Annotated in this window: 19 protein-coding genes; 10 read left to right on the top strand and 9 right to left on the bottom strand. The window is 46.5% G+C overall.

The features are described 5' to 3' along the window. Positions 1-18: 18 nt before the first annotated feature. From N39L_RS26455 to N39L_RS26445, 3 genes are all read left to right on the top strand, one after another. Complete coding sequence (locus tag N39L_RS26455) at positions 19-639, top strand: tetratricopeptide repeat protein (RefSeq protein ID WP_014276854.1); 621 nt, start codon at positions 19-21, stop codon at positions 637-639. A 24-nt stretch (positions 640-663) separates the two neighbouring features. After that, complete coding sequence (locus tag N39L_RS26450; protein WP_014276853.1) at positions 664-1,038, top strand: YccF domain-containing protein; 375 nt, start codon at positions 664-666, stop codon at positions 1,036-1,038. 68 nt (positions 1,039-1,106) lie between these two features. Next, entirely contained in the window at positions 1,107-2,588 is a 1,482-nt protein-coding gene (locus tag N39L_RS26445) for a DEAD/DEAH box helicase (RefSeq protein WP_014276852.1), read from the top strand. Positions 2,589-3,536: 948 nt separating this feature from the next. Here N39L_RS26445 and N39L_RS26440 read toward each other — a convergent pair. From N39L_RS26440 to N39L_RS26410, 7 genes are all read right to left on the bottom strand, one after another. Next, positions 3,537-3,989 carry a hypothetical protein gene (locus tag N39L_RS26440; RefSeq protein ID WP_006617511.1) on the bottom strand — a complete coding sequence of 151 codons (453 nt, stop codon included), beginning with the start codon at positions 3,987-3,989 and terminating at the stop codon, positions 3,537-3,539. Between the two features lie 68 nt (positions 3,990-4,057). After that, positions 4,058-5,221 (bottom strand): anhydro-N-acetylmuramic acid kinase, encoded by a 1,164-nt coding sequence (locus tag N39L_RS26435; RefSeq protein WP_006617512.1) that lies wholly within the window; start codon positions 5,219-5,221, stop codon positions 4,058-4,060. Between the two features lie 10 nt (positions 5,222-5,231). Continuing rightward, on the bottom strand, positions 5,232-5,963 hold the full coding sequence (locus N39L_RS26430) for a PP2C family protein-serine/threonine phosphatase (protein WP_006617513.1): 732 nt from the start codon (positions 5,961-5,963) through the stop codon (positions 5,232-5,234). 512 nt (positions 5,964-6,475) lie between these two features. Continuing rightward, positions 6,476-8,242, bottom strand: coding sequence for an ABC1 kinase family protein (locus tag N39L_RS26425; protein ID WP_014276850.1), 1,767 nt, complete (start codon positions 8,240-8,242; stop codon positions 6,476-6,478). Positions 8,243-8,324: 82 nt separating this feature from the next. After that, positions 8,325-8,645, bottom strand: a complete 321-nt coding sequence (locus N39L_RS26420) for a DUF6825 family protein (protein ID WP_006617515.1) — start codon at positions 8,643-8,645, stop codon at positions 8,325-8,327. A gap of 79 nt (positions 8,646-8,724) precedes the next feature. Then, positions 8,725-10,521, bottom strand: a complete 1,797-nt coding sequence (locus tag N39L_RS26415) for a serine/threonine protein kinase (RefSeq protein WP_006617516.1) — start codon at positions 10,519-10,521, stop codon at positions 8,725-8,727. Positions 10,522-10,697: 176 nt separating this feature from the next. Further along, positions 10,698-11,630: a DMT family transporter gene (locus N39L_RS26410; protein ID WP_006617517.1), complete on the bottom strand. Its 933-nt coding sequence runs from the start codon at positions 11,628-11,630 to the stop codon at positions 10,698-10,700. Between the two features lie 61 nt (positions 11,631-11,691). Between N39L_RS26410 and N39L_RS26405 the strand changes: the two genes are divergently transcribed. Further along, on the top strand, positions 11,692-12,486 hold the full coding sequence (locus N39L_RS26405; protein ID WP_006617518.1) for an MOSC domain-containing protein: 795 nt from the start codon (positions 11,692-11,694) through the stop codon (positions 12,484-12,486). 110 nt (positions 12,487-12,596) lie between these two features. On the opposite strand, the gene N39L_RS26400 is transcribed toward N39L_RS26405, so the two are convergent. Beyond that, positions 12,597-13,184: a PAP/fibrillin family protein gene (locus tag N39L_RS26400; protein ID WP_006617519.1), complete on the bottom strand. Its 588-nt coding sequence runs from the start codon at positions 13,182-13,184 to the stop codon at positions 12,597-12,599. A 156-nt stretch (positions 13,185-13,340) separates the two neighbouring features. Between N39L_RS26400 and N39L_RS26395 the strand changes: the two genes are divergently transcribed. Then, positions 13,341-15,713 (top strand): serine/threonine-protein kinase, encoded by a 2,373-nt coding sequence (locus N39L_RS26395; protein WP_043468604.1) that lies wholly within the window; start codon positions 13,341-13,343, stop codon positions 15,711-15,713. A 178-nt stretch (positions 15,714-15,891) separates the two neighbouring features. Here the strand turns inward: N39L_RS26395 and N39L_RS26390 are convergent, their stop codons facing one another. Beyond that, the gene (locus N39L_RS26390; RefSeq protein ID WP_006618493.1) at positions 15,892-16,416 is read right to left on the bottom strand and encodes a peroxiredoxin; all 525 of its coding nucleotides are present in this window, start codon (positions 16,414-16,416) and stop codon (positions 15,892-15,894) included. Between the two features lie 177 nt (positions 16,417-16,593). Between N39L_RS26390 and N39L_RS26385 the strand changes: the two genes are divergently transcribed. The 5 genes from N39L_RS26385 to N39L_RS26365 all read left to right on the top strand — a co-directional run bounded on the left by N39L_RS26385 (position 16,594) and on the right by N39L_RS26365 (position 21,846). After that, on the top strand, positions 16,594-17,049 hold the full coding sequence (locus N39L_RS26385) for a Fur family transcriptional regulator (RefSeq protein WP_006618494.1): 456 nt from the start codon (positions 16,594-16,596) through the stop codon (positions 17,047-17,049). A gap of 282 nt (positions 17,050-17,331) precedes the next feature. After that, the gene (gene accA, locus N39L_RS26380; RefSeq protein WP_014276847.1) at positions 17,332-18,315 is read left to right on the top strand and encodes an acetyl-CoA carboxylase carboxyl transferase subunit alpha; all 984 of its coding nucleotides are present in this window, start codon (positions 17,332-17,334) and stop codon (positions 18,313-18,315) included. Positions 18,316-18,473: 158 nt separating this feature from the next. Beyond that, positions 18,474-19,199: an SDR family oxidoreductase gene (locus N39L_RS26375; RefSeq protein ID WP_014276846.1), complete on the top strand. Its 726-nt coding sequence runs from the start codon at positions 18,474-18,476 to the stop codon at positions 19,197-19,199. A 53-nt stretch (positions 19,200-19,252) separates the two neighbouring features. Further along, positions 19,253-19,972, top strand: coding sequence for a GTP cyclohydrolase I FolE (folE, locus tag N39L_RS26370; protein ID WP_006618497.1), 720 nt, complete (start codon positions 19,253-19,255; stop codon positions 19,970-19,972). A gap of 440 nt (positions 19,973-20,412) precedes the next feature. After that, the gene (locus N39L_RS26365; RefSeq protein WP_006618498.1) at positions 20,413-21,846 is read left to right on the top strand and encodes a phosphoglucomutase/phosphomannomutase family protein; all 1,434 of its coding nucleotides are present in this window, start codon (positions 20,413-20,415) and stop codon (positions 21,844-21,846) included. Positions 21,847-21,996: the final 150 nt, after the last annotated feature.

Genomic DNA, 21,996 nt, shown 5'->3' with positions numbered 1-21,996 from the left:
CGGTGCTTTGGGGTGGGAATGAATCGTCAAATTTTACTGGAAAATCAACTCAAGCATTGGCACGAAGTAATAAGCGATCGCCCTAGAGATCCAGATGCTTACATTCGCCGGGGGATGGTGTATTTCAAACTTGGTCAAATTGCCGAATCAATTAAGGACTTCGACCAAGCGGAAGCCTTAGACCCCCGGATTAAACCATACCTGTGGCAGCGTGGTTTATCGTATTATTATGGGGAACAGTTCCAAGCAGGTGCGGAGCAGTTTGAGATTGATCTGACTGTGAACTCCCAAGATGTTGAGGAGACAGTATGGCGATATCTTTGTCTGGCTAAATTAGAGGGGGTAGAATCAGCTAGAATATCCTTATTGCCTGTCTCAGATGATTCTCGGACAATCATGCGACAAGTTTACAGCCTATATCAGGGAAATTGTACCCCGGATGAAGTGCTCAATAGGGGAACCTGGTTAGGACAACAGGGTAGATTTTATGCCCATCTTTACGTGGGATTATATTATGAGGCGGCGGGTGATCAGGAGCGATCGCGTTATTTTATCACCCAAGCAGCTACTCAGTATAAACTCAATGACTATATGTGGGATCTGTCTGTAGTTCACTGTCAACTGAGAGGATGGCAATAAAATTGAAATTAGGAATCTGAAACTATGACTTTGTTAGGAAACATCATCTGGTTAATTTTCGGAGGGTTTTTATCTGGATTAGGTTACATTATTGGTGGCATCACTATTTGTTTAAGCATTATCGGCATTCCCTTTGGTATCCAAGCGATTAAACTAGGGTTTGCTACCATGACTCCTTTTGGTAAAGAAAGCGTAGTTTCCCCAGATTCATCTAATCTTTTAACCATGATTTTTAACGTGGTATGGGTAATATTTTTTGGCTGGGAAATCGCCTTGTCTCATTTACTGCATGGTTTAATTTTGGCAATTACCATCATTGGGATTCCTTTTGCTAAACAACACTTTAAACTCATCCCTATGGCTTTATTACCCTTTGGTCGTGAATTTCGCGATATTTAAAGATAAGCCGAATGAGGTTAATTGTAATCAACCCAAGCAGCTATTTCCTGTAGTTTCCATGGTAATTCATGCCTCGCTCACCTAAATTAACCTTTGATCGCGGTACATTAACCTTGCATCCTCCCCCCAAAGGTAGAAGTTGGATTGATTACGCAGTTTGGGATGATCGGGTCGAGAAGTTTCGTGTACCTGCGATTTCTTACCCTTTTCTGATCAAGTGTTTACAAGAGGAAAAAGTAGATTTTATTGACGAAGCGAAAATCTTCCATCCCTTAAAGTTAGTTTCCCGCCTAGAAATGTCGCCTTATGTGCATCAACAAGAGGCTTTAAGCGCCTGGGAAAATGGCGGGAATAGGGGAGTTGTGGTATTACCGACAGCTTCAGGAAAAACCTACCTGGCGCAATTGGCTATAGAAGCGATCGCCTGTAGTACCCTAGTGGTGGTGCCGACCCTAGATTTAATGCACCAGTGGTATGCCCACCTAGTAGCTGCTTTCCCAGAGGCAGATATTGGGCTGTTGGGGGGCGGTTCACGGGATAAAACATCGATTTTGGTCGCCACATACGACTCAGCCACCTTGCAGGCGGAAACCCTGGGAAATCGCTATGGTTTATTGGTGTTTGATGAATGTCACCACCTCCCCACAGACTTCTATCGAGTGATTGCAGAATATGCGATCGCCCCCTATCGTCTAGGACTAACGGCGACCCCAGATAGGTCTGACGGTCGCCACAGTGATTTAAACCATTTAATCGGTCCGACGGTTTATCATCGCACACCGGAACAATTAGCGGGGGTGGCTTTAGCGGATCATGATATTGTGCAGATTAAGGTTAAACTGTCGGAACCGGAAGGCGATCGCTATCAAGAGTTAATTAAAGTTAGAAACGATTTTCTCAAAAGCCAAAATATCCGCCTAGGTAGTTTAGACGGTTGGAAACAATTTGTGATGGTCAGTGGGCGATCGGCTTCTGGTCGTCGGGCGATGTTAGCCCATCGTCAAGCTAAAGAAATCGCCCTTTGTACTGATGGAAAGTTACGGATATTAGGGGATATTCTCAGCCAAAATCACCCGGAAAGAACCATAATTTTTACAGTAGATAATACTACGGTTTACCGAATTTCCCAAGATTTCTTAATCCCGGCTATCACCCATCAAACGCCTGTGAAAGAACGTCATCAAATCCTGGATAAATTTCGCCAAGGAGACTATCGAACCCTGGTGGCTTCCCATGTTCTGAATGAAGGGGTTGATGTTCCCGATGCCAAAATTGCAATTATTTTATCAGGTACTGGGTCGGAGCGGGAATATATCCAACGCCTAGGAAGGGTATTGCGTAAGGGAAGCCAAACGGGAAAAAGGGCGGTTTTGTATGAGGTAATTACTGAAAATACCAGCGAAGAACAGACCTCCCAAAGGCGGCGGGGTCACCAAAAGCCCCAACGTGAAAAACCCAAGATTTCGCCACCTACCGGATTATATGATATAGAGCGATCGTCATCTCCCAAAGCGGCAGAATCTTCAGAAAAATGGGATATTGATAATTAATAATTGTAGGGGCGGGTTCTGGTGTCAATTCTCAATTCCCCACGACCATATTAATAAACCCGCCCGACTACGGATAATGGATAATTGTAGGGGCGGGTTCTGGTGTCAATTCTCAATTCCCCAGGACCATATTAATAAACCCGCCCTCACCCACCCACCGGGTGATTAATTAATAATTGTAGGGGCGGGTTCTGGTGTCAATTCTCAATTCCCCAGGACCATATGAATAAACCCGCCCTCACCCACCCACCCACCGGGTGATTAATTAATAATTGTAGGGGCGGGTTCTGGTGTCAATTCTCAATTCCCCAGGACCATATGAATAAACCCGCCCTCACCCACCCACCCACCGGGTGATTAATTAATAATTGTAGGGGCGGGTTCTGGTGTCAATTCTCAATTCCCCAGGACCATATGAATAAACCCGCCCTCACCCACCCACCCACCGGGTGATTAATTAATAATTGTAGGGGCGGGTTCTGGTGTCAATTCTCAATTCCCCAGGACCATATGAATAAACCCGCCCTCACCCACCCACCCACCGGGTGATTAATTAATAATTGTAGGGGCGGGTTCTGGTGTCAATTCTCAATTCCCCAGGACCATATGAATAAACCCGCCCTCACCCACCCACCCACCGGGTGATTAATTAATAATTGTAGGGGCGGGTTCTGGTGTCAATTCTCAATTCCCCACGACTATATGAATAAACCCGCCCTCACCCACCCACCCACCGGGTGATTAATTAATAATTGTAGGGGCGGGTTCTGGTGTCAATTCTCAATTCCCCAGGACCATATGAATAAACCCGCCCTCACTCACCCACCCACCGGGTGATTAATTAATAATTGTAGTGGCGCGCCTCCCCTATGACCTCGCCTCTCAACGACCATATTAATCAGCCCACCCTCACGCATTTGGTGATTAATAAATGACAATAATACCGATTTAAGTTTTTCGTTCTAAGGTAGCTTCCATGATGCTGGAGAGATTGAGATGATGACCGGCCATCATGCCACTAGAATAATAGTATCGATTATTGTCAAAGCGGCGGAAACTTTCCCAGCCACTGCGTCGCTGGCGTTCATCCCCAAGTACCCAAAAGCGCTGGACAATTAGGGAGGGACTGATTAAGCCTTCGCCTTCGACCTTACCGAAGGTGCTATGCTGCATTAAAAAGGTGTACTGACGTTCGTTGTTGTCGAGTCGTCCTCGATACTGCAAAATGATGTCATCACGATCGCTTCCTGGAAACACCAACTTAGTCACCAGACTGAACCACTGACTCTGATGCCATGCAACTAATGTTTTACCACGAACGCTGATAGGCGCTTGATTACGATCTAGCCAGGTTCCTTCCACCAGCCACTGACCAGGTTCCATTAAAAAAGTGTGAGCCACAGCACTAATTTGTTACTTAGTGGTCGGGAAACTGTTGAGCAGATGCCATTTTGCACCAACTGGGGTTATTATAGCCCAATCATGCGATGAGGGTGAAAAATATTCCCTAACAGGACAGATTGACGAGCGCCTGTAACTTCGGGTAGATTACCAGGAATGCCGAGGGTGCGCCAATAGGCGAGGACAGCAAAAGCGATCGCTTCTTTAAAATCAGGATCAACTCCAGCATCGGCGGTGGTGATAATAGGGATAGGGTGTAAAAGCTGTTCTAGGCGGGTTCGGAGATAGCGATTATGGCATCCGCCGCCACATAGGAGGACTTGATCGGGTAATTGGGGCAAAAAATGGCGATAGCTGTGGGTAATGGAAACAGCAGTAAGTTCTGTTAAGGTGGCGAGAATATCGGCTGGGGAAAGATTATAGACTTGAGTCTGGTGTAAGTATTTTTGGAGATATTCAGTTCCGAACAATTCCCGTCCGGTGGACTTAGGCGGCGGAGTCTGAAAAAAGGGGTCTTCCATCAGCTTTTGGACTAATGGAGTGCAGGGAGTACCACGATGGGACCATGCGCCGTCTATATCATAACTTTGGCGACCATCAGATAGATATGCGACGGCCAAATCTAGTAAAGCATTACCAGGTCCAGTATCCCATCCCCGCACCGGATGTGATCCGGTCATATTTGCGGGAGGTAAAACGGTAACATTGCCAATACCGCCGATATTTTGAATACAGCGATAGAGGTGAGGGTGACGGAGGAGGTAAGCATCGACAGCGGGAACAAGGGGCGCGCCTTCTCCTTGGGCGGCGATATCAGAGAGGCGAAAATTACCAACGGTAGTGATACCGGTTTGATGAGCGATCGCCTCTGGTCGCCCTAGTTGTACACTATAGCCCAAAGGAATGGTGGCATCGGGGTGGGGGGGTCGGTGATAAACGGTTTGACCGTGGGAACCAATTAACTCAGCCGGTGGTGATTGTTGTTGGATATTCAAAGCCGCCCGAGAAAATTCGACAGCGATCGCATCATCACAACTGGCTAAATCAGCCACAGAAATGGATGCACCCCCACACAGGGCTAAAATTTGCGATCGCAGTTGAGGGGGATAGGGATAAGTAGCCTTAGCGAGACATTGCACTTGTAGATCAGTAGTTGATCCTTTCAGACGTACTGAAACCGCATCAATACCATCGACAGAAGTACCGCTGATCAGACCAATAACAATAGTCATGGAAGCCTAATTAATCGTCCTCATTGATCAACACCACAATGACGGTGATATTATCTTTACCTTCCCTGTCAATAGCCGCATCAACCAAAGCCTGAGTCGCCGCCTCACAGGCGCGAATAGATTTAAGCTGATTAGCAATGATAGAATCTGGTAACTCCTCGGTCAGGCCATCGCTGCATAATAATAGGCGATCGCCCGCTTGAATTTCCATGGGAAAAATATCAATTTGAGATAAATCTTCCCGTCCCAAACACTGAGACAAAACGTGCCGCCAGGGATGTACCCGCGCATCATCAGGGGATATAGCCTTACGTTTAACCGCTTGCGCCACCCAAGTTTGGTCTTCCGAAATTTGAGTTAACGTATGTCCCCGTAGGCGATAGAGGCGGGAGTCTCCCACATTAGCACACCAGGACTGCCCGTCACGAAACAAAGCCACCACTGCTGTCGTCCCCATATCAGAACGTTCAGGATGGGAGATTTGGTCATCAAGGATAGCGCGGTTAGCAGCTATAAAGGCTTCCTTGAGTAATACCTGGGAAGGATCGGAAGAATCCCAATGAGCATTAAGATGTTCTGTGATAGTTTTAGTGGCAATTTGACTAGCCTCTTGACCCCCAGCATGACCACCCATACCATCAGCGACGATAAAAAACCGTCCTTCCTGGTCTATGTAATAGGCATCTTGGTTGACAGTGCGGACTTTTCCCGTATCAGTCAAACCCGCGAAATAGCGTTTCATAAATCCTCCTCCGTGCAGACTAGCATCAAATCGGTACTCTGATTAGTGAGGGGGGGAAACTGAGAGTGATTTCTATATTCCATAGGATACCAGCGAGTTGAGTTAACAGCAGTAGCATCTTTGACGGGACGCTTGGACTGAGCTAAAATTCCTTTAATAATATCAGTTTTTTTAGCTAGAAAAATTTTAATATCTTGAGTCCCATTTTTTAGATGACATAGTTACCATAGGATTTACAGGTGGTTTTTTGGCATGAATAACCTAGGTTTAATTTGACCTTTTTATTGGGTCAAGTTATCTGAGAAAATATGAAAAGCAGGTACTTTCACCCCGGCACTTTTTTAGCCCTCTCCACCTATTCAACTGTTGAGTTGGACGGCTTATGACACAGCGATCGCATTGGTTAAGTGATAGCCGATTAGCCGATGACAGGATACCATGGTTGAGGTTGGGCTTGGGTGTCATCCCGAGGAAGCCACGTCGCCCATTCCACAACCCCTGATATCTGATACCTAAAGCATTCTATCAAAGCGATTGATTTGTCTAATCAGCCGTATCAAAACAACTGCCATCAGCAAAGCCAAAAAGGCAATCGCAAGGGCTAACCACACTTTATCACTAATAAACAGTAGTGTTGCCGATAAAGTAAATGCCCCCACTAACAAAGCGTAGTTAGTCCCCATTTGCACGTTGCCGACCCGGCGCAGGAGGCGATCGGTTTCCGTCGCCCGCACCCGCATTCTCAAATCTCCTTGTTCCAATTTATCAAGGGTTTGTTCAATGCGACTAGGTAAACCAAAAGCGGTGGAACTCACCTGAGCCGCTTGACGACCGATTTCATTTATGATACTATTAGTTGTTTGGGAGCCATTTCCATTAGACATAAGTTGTATGGCAAAAGGTTGTGCCACCTCCATAAAATTAAATTCCGGGTCTAAGCCTTTACCGACCCCTTCGAGGGTAGAAAAAGCACGCATCACAAAAGTAAATGTAGCCGGAAAGCGGAAGGGTTGGTCATAGGCTATCTCATAGAGATCATCACTAATAGCGGCAATGGATTGCTCCTCAAAGGGTTGATCCATGAAATTATCTAGCATATACTGGATGGAGCGCCGCACGGGACTCATATCCCCAGTAGGAGCCAAAGCCCCCACTTCAATGAGGGATTTCACGACGCGATCGCCATCCTTATTAGCAATGCCAAAAAGGGTTTCCATCAGCTTTTCCCGCAGATTGGAAGTAATCCGCCCCATCATACCGAAATCATAAAAGATTAGTTGTCCCTGGGGACTAACGGCAATATTACCCGGATGAGGGTCAGCATGGAAAAAGCCATCATTAAGGAGTTGTTGCAAATAGGCTTTAGCACCCATTTGAGCCAGTTGTTTCCGGTCCAAACCGGAGGCTTCCAGGGCTTCATAGTTACTAATTTTAATCCCGGGAAGGTACTCCAAAGTCAGCACCCGTGGGGATGAAAATTGCCAACAAACCCTAGGAACCTGAACCCAATCACAATGGCGGAAATTACGCCGGAAGGTATCAGCATTGCGACCCTCATTAAGATAGTCTATTTCCTCCCAGAGAATTCGGCAACACTCATCATAAATTCCCAGCCAGTCGCGCCCTCGACCCCATTTAGGATGATTTTGGAAATAGCGAGCAATACCTTTGAGAATAGCCAGATCGACCTCAAATAGCTGTTTAAGTCCAGGTCGTTGGACTTTGACCACCACATCAGCACCGGAGTAGAGTTGAGCCTTGTGGACTTGGCCCAAACTGGCGGCGGCTAGGGGAACCGGGTCAAAGTTACGAAATAGTTGCTCAACGGATTTACCAAAATCTTGGTCGATGATTTCCCGACATTGTTCATAGGGAAAAGCGGGGACACGATCCTGTAGTTTAGAAAGTTCCTCGACATATTCACCGGGGAAGAGGTCAGCACGGGTAGAGAAAAGTTGACCTAATTTGATAAAAGTAGGTCCCAGGTCTAGGAGGCTTTCTCTGACCCAGATAGCCTGCTGTCTCTTTCGGGTTAGTTTTTTGTCTTCGGTGTAACCACCTATGTAACTCCATTGTTTGCTGTCTCTCCACAGCCACCCCAGCCAGAGGATAACAAAGGTCCAAATGTCAACAAATCGCCGTTGACGGGAATAATGTTTACGGTTCCAACGGTAGGATTTTTCACCATAGGGTTTGGGAGTGGCTGAAGCCACTGGGTTAGGTGGGATATTTTCATGGTTCCGGTAGGGATGATTTGACTCATCAAGGGGAACAGACACTCGCGTTTCCAAAATTGCGTTTCCAGCTAATCAATGGGTTTAATTAAGGATGTATGACAGGATGTATGGCAGTAGTCTGCACTTAGGCTTGGTTGCGGTAACGCTGTAGCTCCGATCGCATTTGGGCAATTTCCGCCCGGAGGTCGTCGATAGTTTCCTGTAAATCAACTGATTCGGAACCAAAGCCACTATTATCAGCCATTTGATTGATACCCTGTTTTTCCGCCTCAGAATCGGCTTTCTGGATGACCTGATTGGTGAAATCACGGAGTTTCTCCCGTTGTTCGGCATCAAATTTGCCTAATTCACTCAAGCCATTGGACAAGATGTTTTCGATTTGTTCATAGAGTCCTTCGGCTAAGGCGCGGCCCACAAAGAAAGAATGAACAGATGGCTTACTCATATAAAAGTTTTGCTAAGTTCCGTAACAAATTATAACGCGGTTCCTCTCATATGCACGCGCTTTTTGATGTGGAAGCTGATTATCCCTGGGGTCTGGAAGTGAAAAACTGGGATAATTCCCAATCGGGTTGGCTTGGTCTTGGGGGTACAAACTCATCCCAACGTTTTGGGTTTTCGTCCTCAAGGGGGCGATCGCTCTCACGCAGTTGATTGTCTAACCATTGATCATAATCATCCTGAACCTGCCGTTGAGGTAAGGTGGTAGGTAAATCCCGATCGAGAGGTGAGTTGTTGAGAATGTCAGGGTTAACTGGTGCTAACTCTGGTAACTCTAGGGGATAAGAAGGTCGAAAGTCGTCAATAGTGGTCTGGTTTGAACGTCTAGCAGGTATGCGATCGCCATAATCTTCTGTCGGGCGGTTGTGGGTATGATCATCGTGAGAGTTCTGAGTTGGTAGAGGTTCTAGGGCTGGGTAATTCTGCCAATAGGATGAACTAGGGGACTCAGGAAAGGCTTGATCAGCATAATCATCCCTACTGGTGATGCCTCCAGAACCATTGTAGAGATATTGATCATCATCGGTCGTTGGTTGAAAAGCGACATCTTTAATAAGTTCTGCTAGATTGGTACTCCCATCGCCCAATAATTCCAGGTCTTGATCACTAATTAAGTCCGATTCCTGATTTTCTCCCACTAGGGCGGGTGTCTCAAAGATAGGGGAATTTGGATCTATGACCAGGCGTGGCTCTTTTTCGGATTTTAAATAGCTGTCGCTGGGTCGGGTAGCTAATTGTTGACTATAGCTGCGCGTAATTGCAAACCCTAACCAACCGGAGATCATAGAAGTGAGGAAAAATGCTAGGAATAGCCCCCATTTCGGAACAGGCGATCGCCTCATGTATTTGGTAGAAGATTGTTGCCGATGATATCCTGCTGAGGTGGCAGAATTATCATTAGGGGTATTCTGGGTGCTAGTCTGTGTTTCTCGGTTATGGTTTTGGTAGGGGACTTTGACCACAGGTTCCCTGATAATTAGGGCTTTTTCCGGGGTAGGGAGGATATTCAACCATTCGGATATGTTAGAGGGACGATTTGAGGCTTGGATCTCTAATCCCCAGCGCACAGCTTCTTCCACGTCTGGGTTTAAGTCTGGGTGCAATTTTCGCAGTGATGGTTTTTCGACACCGATTAATTCCCCTGTGAGTTGGTTAGCACATAGGGGCGCTTCTAGGGGTGTTTCCCCAGTCAATAGATAGTATAGTAGGGCTGAGAGTGCATAGATGTCTGTGGCTGGGCTAGGTTGTTCATTGGGAAGATATTGTTCAAGGGCGGCATATCCACCGCAGAGGGGACGGTTATAAATATAGCGGTTGAGTTGATCAGGTTTGAGATGACTACCTACTCCCAAACCACTAAGTATCACGGAATTACTCCCGGTCGGCTTAATAATGCAAGCCGGTTGCAGATTACAGTGAATGAGTCCTTGTTGATGAATTACTTGTAGGGCTAATGCGATTTGGCGAATGTAGTGAATAGCCTGTGGGACGGGTAGGGGGGGCTGAGTTTTTAGATACTCTTGTAGAGATTGACCGGGAGTATAGGTCATAACTAAAAATGGGAAGCCCAGTTCATCAAATAAGTCTATAATCCCGACTAAATTGGGATGCTGACAGCGACTCCAACGTTTAGCGATCGCCATAAATTGATGTCGCAGTTGTGGGATATTTTGATCAGGGTCTAGGTTCGGGTCAAGGGTTCTAATGGCAACGATTTGACCTGTTACCTGATTAGTCCCCCTGTAGGCAATGCAGAAATCTCCCTGACCTAAAATGCTATCAATTCGATATTTTCCATTCCCAACAGTGGTTAAGTTCATTTCCCGACCTTCCAATTTTAGCCCTAATCGTTGATCTGGTTCCGGCTATTATGCGATCGCCAATCACCATAGTTATACCAGTCCTAGGATAGTCTAATGCCTTTTGGCAATAGTAGTGTGTTCCTTAACCTTGATTTAGCCATAATTCGGCTGTAAGTTTAGGAGCTTGCCGTTTCCTATGGGCTATATTCACTTTTAGAGGCATTTTTGCCGATAGTAGCGATCGCCACTCCGGTTAGAATGACTATGGCTCCTAATATTAATCGCATTGAGGGAACTTCTGCAAATAGCAGATAGCCCAAAAAACTCGCCGCCACAGGTTCGAGTAAAATAGCCAGTGTTACTAGGGTGGGGGAAGTACGGTTAACCGCCCAATTAAAGCTGGTGTGGCCAATTAGTTGGGGCACTAATCCCATCAGGATTAGATAAAAATAGACTGTGGGAGAATGACCAGTATAGTTAACTCCCCATAGTAGAGGTAGGGGTAGCAAAATCATCGCTCCTAGAGTATAGGCGATCGCTATATATGCACTTAGGGATAGTCCCCGCTGTTGTGCTTCTCTTCCTAACATCAGATAAAGGGCGGCGGTGATCGCACCCATTAGGGCTAAAACATTCCCGGCGATCGGATTAGACGCTACTGTGGGTAATTTAGCATCTGCTAAACCGATAATCATACCTCCACTCAGGGCGATCGTCATTCCTAATATGGTGGCTTTCCCAGGTTTTTCGTGTAACCATAGCCAAGATAACACCGCTACCCAAATAGAACTGGTAGTCACAATAGTAGTTGATGCCGCAATGGATGTATAAGATAGGGAAGTTATCCAGACAGCAAAATGGCTGGCTAAACATATCCCAGCAGCAATAGCGTAGAATATCGCCTCTGGTTTATAGGTGCGCCAGGAAACTCTCCCCCAGGTGGGGGTTAGCAATAAAGCCGCAATAGATAGCCGGGAGGCAGATATTAGCAAGCTAAACCCTACCCCCCGCAGCCCCGCTGCATCAATGGCTAAACGCACGAAAATTGACCCCGTAGAGATGGCTACCACACCCAGAAAGACGATCGCTATAACTAGCCAAGGGCGCTCATTATTTAAGGTTTTCATGACTGGCTATCTGATATGGTTTTTATATGGTTTGATGGAGTTTGATGGAGTCGGGTAGGTTATGAAGATTAAGACAATATTTGTGCATCCTGTTAAGGGTTTGACCGCGCAAGTATGCGATCGCGTCCAATTGGTGGAAAACTTTGGCATTTTTGGCGATCGCGCATTGGCTTTGATGTTTACAGATATGGGAGAGGCGCAACCGCTGACTCCCTGGCTATCAAAAAAGCATTTTGCTGTTCAAAATGATTGGGGACACTTAGCTAGTCTCAATTGTGCTTATGATACTACCAGTCAGACTTTGGAAATTACCAAAAATGGGGAATTGTTAGTGGCGGCTAATGTAGGGACTGAAACCGGACGCGATCGCATTAGTGCCTTTTTCAGTGAATATCTACAAACTCTCAGCCCTAGTCCCTCTGCTAGACATCCCCAATATAGTCCTGTGCGTTTGGTGGGAAGCACTACCGGGGAAACTCGCTATCAAGACCGTGACCAAGGACAGATTTCGATTATTTCTCAGGCTACCCTCGATGATATTGCTGAAAAAGTTGGGGTTAATTACATTGATCCGCGCCGTTTTCGAGGGAATTTTATAGTTGATAATATTCCGGCTTGGTCGGAATTTAACTGGGTAGGAAATCGCCTCAAATTGGGGTCGGCTTTGGTGGAAGTAATCGCCCCTATTGGTCGCTGTATGAATATTGATGTTAACCCAGATACAGGCGATCGTGATATTCCTCTGTTGTCTCAACTCTCCGCCAAATTCGGACACGCTCAAACTGGAGTCATTGCTAAAGTTATCACTGGTGCAGTTGTAACCACAGGAGAAACCGTAACCATTAATAACCATTAAATAGTATCAATAATTGATTATTAATAATACCGAAAAAATGGCATTCATTTAGCATAAAATAACCCCAAAACCAGCAATTTTCAGAGTCATCATAGTAGGGGAGACGGGTATTAATTAACTTTAGTGAGGACAAAAACACTCCCGACATTACCTCTGCCAATCCGCATATCTTCGTCCAAATAAGTAATATCTAACCATCCTTGTTGTTGCTGTTCTTGGAGGGTAAAATCTACAGCCAAGAACTTTTTATCAGATTCAATTTCATCAATAAACTGATTAGGGTATTGATAGGATATCAGGCGTTGTAAGCCGATGACAAAACGATTAAATTTAACCTGAACTCGCTTTTGAGAAACCGCTTCAAATCGGGCAGCCACACTAACCATGCCTTCCAAATAGGGGATACCGACAATTTCAGCAATGTTGTAAATTTTGCCAGTGCGGGCGCGAATACATTGATAAATCTGCCCCAAATTATAAAAAGGAAAGCGGTCAATTCCCAAAAGTTCTTGGCTGTTGGTGTAAAGTAGTCGCCAATTGCCATCTAATAACTCAATTGCTTCTACAGGTCGAGGTGTGGGGTTATAATCTTCCAATTGAGCGATCGCAGAGAGAATAGCAGTTTTGTCGCTCTCTGTAGCCAGTAAACCTCGATTTTTACCGGCAATGGCTTCTAATAAAGTCGCTTTTTTGAGCATATCACAATGTTTTGGGGATAAATTTGGGGAACCCAGGTGGTTTTCAGCACTAGTTTAACCTGCTATAATGACTACCAATGCCATAGTATAGCGATAAATTACCCGACCTGCCCCTAAAATGTGTCAAAATCTGAAATTTTCTTGAGGCTAAACTGAATGCTTCCTAAAGTTATTGGTGGGCGCTACAAATTACTACAAAGGATTGGAGGAGGATCATTTGGCCAGACCTATCTGGCCGAGGATAGTCAGTTGCCTGGAAACCCTGAATGTATCGTTAAGCAACTCAAACCTCAAATTACTGATCCAGGAACCCTACAAACGGCTAGAAGGCTATTCAACAGTGAGGCTCAAGTGTTGCATAGCTTAGGCTCTCGCCATCCTCAAATCCCGACATTGTATGCTTACTTTGAAGAAGACCAGGAATTTTATCTGGTACAGGAGTTAGTAAGGGGGGAACCACTAACAGAAGAGCTACCCCCTGGCAGCCATTGGACAGAAGCCCAGGTAATTGACTTTTTGGAGGATATTCTGTCAATTTTGGATTATGTGCATCAGCAAAACGTGATCCATAGAGATATTAAGCCGTCTAATATTATGCGACGCAATGCAGATCAAAAGTTGATGCTGATTGACTTTGGGGCGGTCAAACAAATTCAAAAAGCAGCCGGGGGTAGTGATTCTAATTTGACGGTTGCTATCAGTACATACGGGTATTCGCCACCGGAGCAACTTCAGGGGAAACCTCATTTTAGTAGCGATTTGTATGCGGTGGGAATGACGGCAATTAGGGCTTTAACAGGTATTCAGCCTCACCAATTAGAACGAGATCAGGCGGGAGAATCAATCTGGAAGCCGAAAGCCTGTGTTAGTGACGGGCTAACTGCTATTTTAGATCGGATGGTGGCATCTCATCTGGTCGATCGCTATCAGTCGGCGGCAGAGGTTTTGGCTGACGTGCAACGGCTTAAACAGGTGGTAAATGACCCAACTATGCTCACCAATGCAGGGGGAGTAGTGGCGGCGACTCAAGTGCGCCCGCCCGCCACTGGGGGACATATTTCGGGGGAAGAGACCAGACAACAAACGATGGCGGGGACTGCGGTGGGAAATAATTTGGCTCCAACTATTGCACCCTCACCTAGTCCGGGTGTGGCGCAGTTGCCAACTCTGGTTAAGTCCAATCCGACAACGGTTTCCAAAGGGTTATCGGTAAAAGGGTGGTATGTGGGGGCGGCTTTGGCTGGGTTGCTGGTATTTTTGGGATTGTTTGAGCTAGTAGTGCCGACTTTTAGACCTGCTTACTATGTGCGACGGGGTAATCAACTGTTAAACGATGCTCGCGCCGAAGATGCTCGCAATATGTTTGTTCGCGCTACTGAAATTCAACCTAATCATGCGGCAGGTTGGGCGGGTCAAGCGAATGCTTTGGCGGAATTGGGAAGGCACGATCGCGCTTTGGTAGATTATCAAAAAGCTCTGGAATTGGACCCAAACAACCCTGATTTGCTGACGAGTAAGGGAACATTACTTTATCAAATGGGAGAGCCCCAGAAGGCTTTAGATACTCATGAACAGGCGATCGCCATTGATCCTAATTATGCTAGGGCTTGGCATGGTAAGGGTATTGCTTTAATTGGTTTGCAGCGATACGATGAGGCGGTGGAGGCTTTTGATCAGGCGAAAACTCTTAGGCCATCTGCTCCTAGTGTTTGGCAAAGTAAGGCGATCGCTCTGGAATATCAGGGAAAAATGGCTGAGGCGGCGCAGGTGTATTCCGAAGCACTGGCTACCTATGATGATATTTTGAGAGAACAACCTCGACGGGCAGAAATTTGGGTCGAACGCGGTTCTGTACTGAGTAAGTTAGGCCGCCATGAACAGGCTTTAGAGTCCTATGAGAAGGCTTTGGAAATTAACCCAGATCACTTTCAAGCCTTGCTACAAAAGGGCAATGTCTTGTTTTCTCCCCTGGGACGTACTGAAGAGGCGGTGACGATATCAGATCGCGCTATTGAAGTTCAGCCAGAGTCTCATCTAGCTTGGCATAATCGAGGATCTATCCTGGCTGGTGGTCGGGGAGATTTTGAAGGGGCGATCGCCGCCTATGACCGGGCGATTGAGTTGCGGCCTTCGTTTGTCCCGGCTTTACGAGATCGAGGGTTTGCTCTCAGCCAGTGGAGTCAGGCGCTACAGGCTGAAGGAAATACGTCAATGGCTTCTTCTAAGGCTAATGCAGCCCTTGAGTCTTTTGATCAGGCTTTGAATATTAACCCTAATGACCATCAATCTTATGTGGGTAGGGCGATCGCTTTGAGTCATCAAGGACGCTATGATGAGGCGCTCAATGCCTTTGACCGAGCCCAGGAAATTCAACCTCAAGATCCCTTGATTTGGGTGAATAGGGGTTTGGTTTTGGAAAGAATGGGGCGGAATAACGAGGCGATCGATGCTTATGACCAGGCTCTGAAAATTCAACCCGGTTTCCCCCCGGCTGTGCGATCGAAAAATCAATTGCAACAGCGCCTATAACTCACAGATACTTGGCGACTTTTCTCCCCAGCCCTACGCAATGGTCTGGGGGCTTTAATTGGGGGTTAGGTTATATATGCGCGCACATTTTCCCATGATACTATCTTAACTCCAATCCCCGAAAATGTCAAGGGGAAATTTAGAGAAACCCCCCTGAGCATTAGGGGGGTTTGAAGGATTAACCTTTCAGGTAAGCCAACATGGTATCAGCATCAGAGACTTCAAAGGGGTCTGTGGGGCAGTTATCGCCGAAGTCTGGCTCAACAAAGATTTTTTCAATTTTGCCATCGTTAACGACCATAGAATAGCGCCAAGAACGCATTCCAAAACCGAGGTTAGACTTATCAACCAACATCCCCATTTTGCGGGTAAATTCGCCATTACCATCAGGGAGTAAGAAGACTTTGTCCGCCCCTTGTTGTTTACCCCATTGGAACATTACAAAAGCGTCATTAACCGAAACGCAGACAATCTCATCAATTCCTTGAGCTTTGATTTCATCGTAGAGTTCCTCATAGCGGGGTAGGTGGGTGGAGGAACAAGTAGGGGTAAAAGCACCAGGTAGGGAGAAGACGACAACTCGCTTGCCGCCAAAAATTTCTTGGGTGGTTCGGTCTTGCCAACGGAAGGGGTTAGGGCCACCTACGGACTCGTCACGAACGCGGGTTTTAAATACAACGTCGGGTACTTTTTCGATAACCATAGTTTGTTGAGGTAATTTACTAAAAATGTTCTTAATTCAGAATAATTCTGATTTGTCGATTTGTAAATGAGTATTTATAACTATTTTAAGAATGAGTCTGATTTCAAGTTGACTCTGGACTAGAAACAGATATAATGGGGCATGAGTAGAAAAAACTGAGACCAATAGCGATCTGAGATGGAGAGTGGACTAGAGCAAACAGAAATTGTCAAACGGCTGAAGGGGAAAGGTTTAAAGGTAACTCCTCAGCGTTTTGCGATCTATGCTAATCTGTTGTCTCGTGCTGACCATCCCACGGCGGAACAACTACTGACAGATTTAAATAAGGATTTTCCGGTATCTTCTCAGGCGACGGTTTATACTTCTGTGCAGCTACTAAAGGAAGTGGGGTTAGTGCGGGAAGTGTTGCTGGAGCAGGGGATAGCCCGGTATGATGGAAATGTCGCGCCGCATCACCATTTTCAGTGTCGGGAGTGTAAAGCGATCGCAGATATTGCTTGGGAAAAACTCTCGCAAGTAGATCTTAGTCAATTGGGGTCAGGTTTAGTAGCGGAAAGTTACGAAGTGACAGTGCATGGTTTATGTGACAATTGCGCCCGCTCAAAAACCCAGAAACCCGATTTAGAAGAGTAATTCTGAGGGGAGGGTCTCAAAAAGAGATGTATCGAGGGGGGTCTGATGCGAATTGGTGGTAGAATTAGGGGTAATCGGAGCAAAATAGTAGCCGTGGTGGGCGAACTTTTGTATAAAAGCTAGACGCTGTGTAAGACCAAAAATTGGCTAGTCCAAGGTAGGCAACGGCGGCTCAAACAGGAAGCCTGGGCTGTAGGGGGAAGTGGTAAACTCGCTCCCACCTCAGCACCGGGTGCGTCACCAAAAGATTGTACTTACTCGCTACTAAAGGTTAATTGAGGCGTGGCCACACCCAAGCGCAAACCAATTTTACTAGATTTTGAAAAGCCCCTAGCCGAACTGGAGGCTCGTATTGATCAAATTCGCCAACTGGCGGAGGAAAATGGGGTTGATGTTTCCGATCAAATTAGGCAGTTAGAAAGCCGAGCGACCCAACTGAGACAGGAAATATTTAGCAGTCTGTCGCCTTCGCAGCGTCTGCAACTAGCGAGGCATCCTCGTCGTCCCAGCACGTTAGATTATATCCAAGCGATGAGTGATGAGTGGATGGAGGTGCATGGCGATCGCCGAGGGTATGATGATCCGGCATTAGTGGGAGGAGTAGGGCGTTTAGCGAATCAACCGGTAGTAATGCTAGGCCATCAAAAAGGTAGAGACACTAAAGATAATGTGGCTCGTAATTTCGGCATGGCGGCTCCGGGAGGTTACCGGAAGGCGATGCGACTAATGGAACACGCCAACCGCTTTGGTATGCCAATTTTAACGTTTATCGATACTCCCGGAGCCTGGGCTGGGGTAGATGCGGAAAAATTAGGTCAAGGGGAGGCGATCGCGTATAATTTAAGAGAAATGTTTAGCCTAGATGTTCCGATTATTTGCACAGTAATTGGGGAAGGAGGATCAGGGGGAGCTTTAGGTATAGGAGTAGGGGAACAGCTATTAATGCTCGAGCATTCTGTGTATACAGTAGCCACCCCAGAGGCTTGTGCTGCCATTCTTTGGAAAGATGCAGGCCAAGCGCCCCAAGCCGCTCAGGCTCTGAAAATTACTGCCCCTGATCTAAGAGAATTAGGGATTATCGATCAGATTGTACCAGAACCCGATGGGGGAGCGCACAGCAACCCCCTACAGGCCGCTGAAAAGCTCAAGCAATGTCTGGTAAGGACTTTGGGTGAATTAATGTCTTTAACCCCAGAGCAGCGCCGAGAAATGCGCTATCAGAAATTCCGCCAGATCGGGGTATTTTCAGAGATAGTTCCAGCTTAATCAGGAAGCCATTTCAGGTATTTTTGATCAAAATTTTGCGCGATTGTATTTATAGAGATATAATGTCTGAGTAACAAATTTTAACAATTATCTCATAATCAGCAATTGCAGCAGTTGTTACATCAGTTAAAACCAAGCAAACCTCAATACTACCGTAAATGAGTTCACCCCCAGAACGACGAGCGCTAATTACAGGGGCCAGTAGTGGCATTGGCAAGGAAATTGCCCTAGCCTTTGCAGATATTGGCATTCATATGGCGTTAGTGAGTCGATCGCTAGAAGCATTGGAAGCGGTAGCTGAGTCGGCAAGAAAAGCGGGAGTAGAAGCGAAAGCCTACGCCTTAGACTTATCGAAAACCGACCAAGTTCACGCGCAAATTGCCACGATTTCCGCCGCCTTTGGCCCTTTTGATATTCTAGTGAATAATGCAGGCATGGGCTATACTGAATCCTTGGCTAATACACCCTTAGAAGACTGGCAAAAGATTATAGATTTAAATTTGACCAGTGTTTTTGAATGTATTAAAGGCGTATTACCAGGAATGCGAGAAAAAGGTGGCGGAACCATAGTCAATATTGTTTCCATTGGTGGTAAGCAAGTATTCCCCAACTGGGGCGCTTATTGTGTGAGCAAATTTGGATTAATGGCGCTATCAAAAGCCGTAGCCATGGAAGAACGACCCTATGGAATCAGAGTAACGGCATTATGTCCGGGGTCTGTAAATACTGGTTTATGGGATACAGAAACTGTGGACGCTGATTTCGATCGCAGTGCGATGTTAACGCCGTCAACCGTTGCCCAATCAGTTGTACACATAGTTCAACTACCGCCAGAAGCTACCATTGACGAACTGATTTTAATGCCCAATATCGGTACGTTCTAAATGCGTGATTCTGTTAACCATTTCACTTTGTTCTGAATTGTTTTCAAATTATTATGACTATCGCATCCTCAAACAGTTTGAATTCTGCCGATACATCTAATCCTAATGGCATGAAAAATGTAGATAGCTCCAGCCGCATTGCCACCCGTCCGGATCGGAGTTCTTCTTGGCACGGAAGCCCGGAAAACCTGGGTAGAAGGGAAGTGACTCAAGAGGAAATGATGGGTGCTGTAGAAACTATTTTGTTAGGGGTAGGGGAAGACCCGGAACGGGAAGGGCTGCTGAAAACCCCGAAAAGAGTCGCCGAAGCGATGCGATTTCTGACTAACGGCTACAGTCAATCCCTGGAAGAACTGGTAAATGATGCCATCTTCGACGAAGGACATGAAGAGATGGTTTTAGTTAGGGATATTAATTTCTTTAGCTTGTGTGAACATCATATGCTACCCTTCATGGGTAAAGCCCATGTAGCTTATATTCCTAACCAAAAGGTGATTGGATTAAGCAAACTGGCTCGTGTGGTAGAGATGTATTCCCGTCGCCTCCAGGTGCAGGAACGTCTGACCCGACAAGTAGCCGAAGCTATCCAAAGCGTCTTGGAACCCCAGGGTGTAGCAGTGGTGATGGAAGCAAGTCATATGTGTATGGCAATGCGAGGGGTGCAGAAACCAGGTTCTTGGACAGTGACCAGTGCCATGATTGGTGTCTTCCAAGATGATCAAAAGACCAGGGAAGAATTTTTGAATCTAATCCGTCACCAACCTTCGTTTTAACTGATTTGATACCCCAACCCGATCTGAATTAGGGGCGGGTTCACGAATAGCCTGGGTGGAAATAGAGTCGCGCCTAGGAACCCGCCTGTAAAATCTGTCTTGGGGTGTGGGCTACGGAAAAGTGGTGCTGGGTTGGTTTTCCCATGATAGGGTATGCTCAAGGGCTGACGAGAAATACACGGTCTGCCCTCGGTTCCCTGTTTCCCTGGTGGCGGGGGGCGGTTTTCAAAGGAAAGCCTCCCTCCTCCAAAACAATAATCAACCTTAGTGGGGCTAGGCGTATTTCTCACTATAAAAAGCTCGAATCGGCTAACCAGAGGTAATACTCGCGCCGTGGGAGAAGCCCGCACCATAGTCTGGCATGAGTGGCGGGTACAGCATCACTTATAGCATCACCAGGATGGTGCATAGTTTTGCAGCTTTCTAGCTAGGATAACCCAATGACTCAACCCATTAAATTTGGTACTGATGGCTGGCGAGGCGTAATTGCTGATGATTTTACCTTTGAACGAGTTAGGTTAGTGGCTCCGTTGGCGGCAATGGTGCTACAAGAAACCTTTGGGGATACAGGGAATAAAACTATAATTGTTGGTTACGATCGCCGTTTTTTGGCGGAGGAGTTTGCTGGTGATGCTGCCGCCGCAATTCAACGGGCGGGGTTTGATGTTAAACTCAGTAACAGCTATGCACCAACTCCGGCTTTTAGTCTGGCAGCCTATCAACAGCAGGCTTTAGGGGCGATTGTGATTACCGCCAGCCATAATCCCGGTAAATATTTGGGACTAAAGGTTAAGGGTGGATTTGGCGGTTCAGTAAATCCTGATGTGACCCAAAAGATTGAAAGCCTTTTAGATAAGCCTCTTCCATTGGCTGAGACTCCTGGTAGTTTGGAGTCCTTCGACCCTTGGCCGGGATATTGTGAAACTTTGAGAGCCAAAGTGAATATGGCTGCCATTACAGAGGCGATCGCCTCTGGAAAGTTAACCGTGTTTGCTGATGTCATGCACGGTGCGGCGGCTGGAGGACTGGGGCGACTGATTGGCGATGGTGTACAGGAAATTAATAGCGATCGCGACCCGCTGTTTGGTGGCGGCGCACCGGAACCCCTACCTCGCTATTTGTCCGAACTGTTCCGACAGATTAAAAGCCATACTCCCAAAGCTAATGGGGTGACAGTGGGGCTTGTTTTTGATGGAGATAGCGATCGTATTGCAGCAGTCGACGGCCAGGGAAATTTCCTCAGTTCCCAGGTTCTAATTCCGATTCTGCTAGAACACCTATCAACCAGACGGGGATTTACTGGGGAAGTGATCAAAACCGTGAGTGGTTCTGACCTAATTCCTCGGATAGTAGAAATGTTTAACCTACCATTGTACGAAACCCCAATTGGTTATAAATATATTGCAGATCGGATGTTATCCAATGCCGTGCTAATCGGCGGTGAAGAATCAGGAGGCATTGGTTACGGCAATCATATCCCCGAAAGGGATGCGCTACTGTCAGCCCTTTATGTCCTAGAATCCGTGGTAGCGTCAGGGGAAGACCTGAGCCAAACTTATCACCGTCTACAGCAGCAGGTGAACTTCAGTTCAGCTTACGATCGCATTGATTTACCCTTAGCCAGTATGGATGTGCGTCAGAGGCTGGTCACTGAATTAGATAATAACCCTCTGACAGAAATTGCTGGTCTAGCCGTAGTTGATTGTCTCACCGTAGATGGTTATAAGTTCCGATTAGCCGATAATCGTTGGTTACTAATCCGTTTTAGTGGAACCGAACCAGTATTGCGCCTTTACTGCGAGGCAGATAGTATGGAAACCGTGAAGCAAACCCTAAATTGGGCTAAGGATTGGGCGTTAAGCCATAATACTTGACCTGAGACCTGCGGGGAGGATATCAAGCTAGGATTGGCGATGCCCCTAGGGCTGGTGCAGCAGTCATGTTTTCCTTGAATGGACTCGAACACCCGCCCCTACAAAGAACTGCCTAATATTGGCTAATAGCCTGTCCTCTGGTTAAGTTAA

The organism is Limnospira platensis NIES-39 (genome assembly GCF_026000695.1).
GTDB lineage: Bacteria > Cyanobacteriota > Cyanobacteriia > Cyanobacteriales > Microcoleaceae > Limnospira > Limnospira platensis.
The sequence above is the reverse complement of the archived record's forward strand: the minus strand, read 5'-3'. Positions and strand labels throughout refer to the sequence as shown.

Excerpts from the sequence above, each read along its gene's own strand:
- folE (WP_006618497.1), top strand. The coding sequence starts at position 19,253 with ATGACTATCGCATCCTCAAACAGTTTGAATTCTGCCGATACATCTAAT.
- N39L_RS26420 (WP_006617515.1), bottom strand. The coding sequence starts at position 8,645 with ATGAGTAAGCCATCTGTTCATTCTTTCTTTGTGGGCCGCGCCTTAGCC.
- N39L_RS26410 (WP_006617517.1), bottom strand. The coding sequence starts at position 11,630 with ATGAAAACCTTAAATAATGAGCGCCCTTGGCTAGTTATAGCGATCGTC.
- N39L_RS26390 (WP_006618493.1), bottom strand. The coding sequence starts at position 16,416 with ATGGTTATCGAAAAAGTACCCGACGTTGTATTTAAAACCCGCGTTCGT.
- N39L_RS26385 (WP_006618494.1), top strand. The coding sequence starts at position 16,594 with ATGGAGAGTGGACTAGAGCAAACAGAAATTGTCAAACGGCTGAAGGGG.
- N39L_RS26405 (WP_006617518.1), top strand. The coding sequence starts at position 11,692 with ATGAAGATTAAGACAATATTTGTGCATCCTGTTAAGGGTTTGACCGCG.
- N39L_RS26455 (WP_014276854.1), top strand. The coding sequence starts at position 19 with ATGAATCGTCAAATTTTACTGGAAAATCAACTCAAGCATTGGCACGAA.
- N39L_RS26415 (WP_006617516.1), bottom strand. The coding sequence starts at position 10,521 with ATGAACTTAACCACTGTTGGGAATGGAAAATATCGAATTGATAGCATT.
- N39L_RS26450 (WP_014276853.1), top strand. The coding sequence starts at position 664 with ATGACTTTGTTAGGAAACATCATCTGGTTAATTTTCGGAGGGTTTTTA.
- N39L_RS26375 (WP_014276846.1), top strand. The coding sequence starts at position 18,474 with ATGAGTTCACCCCCAGAACGACGAGCGCTAATTACAGGGGCCAGTAGT.
- N39L_RS26365 (WP_006618498.1), top strand. The coding sequence starts at position 20,413 with ATGACTCAACCCATTAAATTTGGTACTGATGGCTGGCGAGGCGTAATT.
- N39L_RS26445 (WP_014276852.1), top strand. The coding sequence starts at position 1,107 with ATGCCTCGCTCACCTAAATTAACCTTTGATCGCGGTACATTAACCTTG.
- N39L_RS26395 (WP_043468604.1), top strand. The coding sequence starts at position 13,341 with ATGCTTCCTAAAGTTATTGGTGGGCGCTACAAATTACTACAAAGGATT.
- N39L_RS26430 (WP_006617513.1), bottom strand. The coding sequence starts at position 5,963 with ATGAAACGCTATTTCGCGGGTTTGACTGATACGGGAAAAGTCCGCACT.
- N39L_RS26435 (WP_006617512.1), bottom strand. The coding sequence starts at position 5,221 with ATGACTATTGTTATTGGTCTGATCAGCGGTACTTCTGTCGATGGTATT.
- N39L_RS26400 (WP_006617519.1), bottom strand. The coding sequence starts at position 13,184 with ATGCTCAAAAAAGCGACTTTATTAGAAGCCATTGCCGGTAAAAATCGA.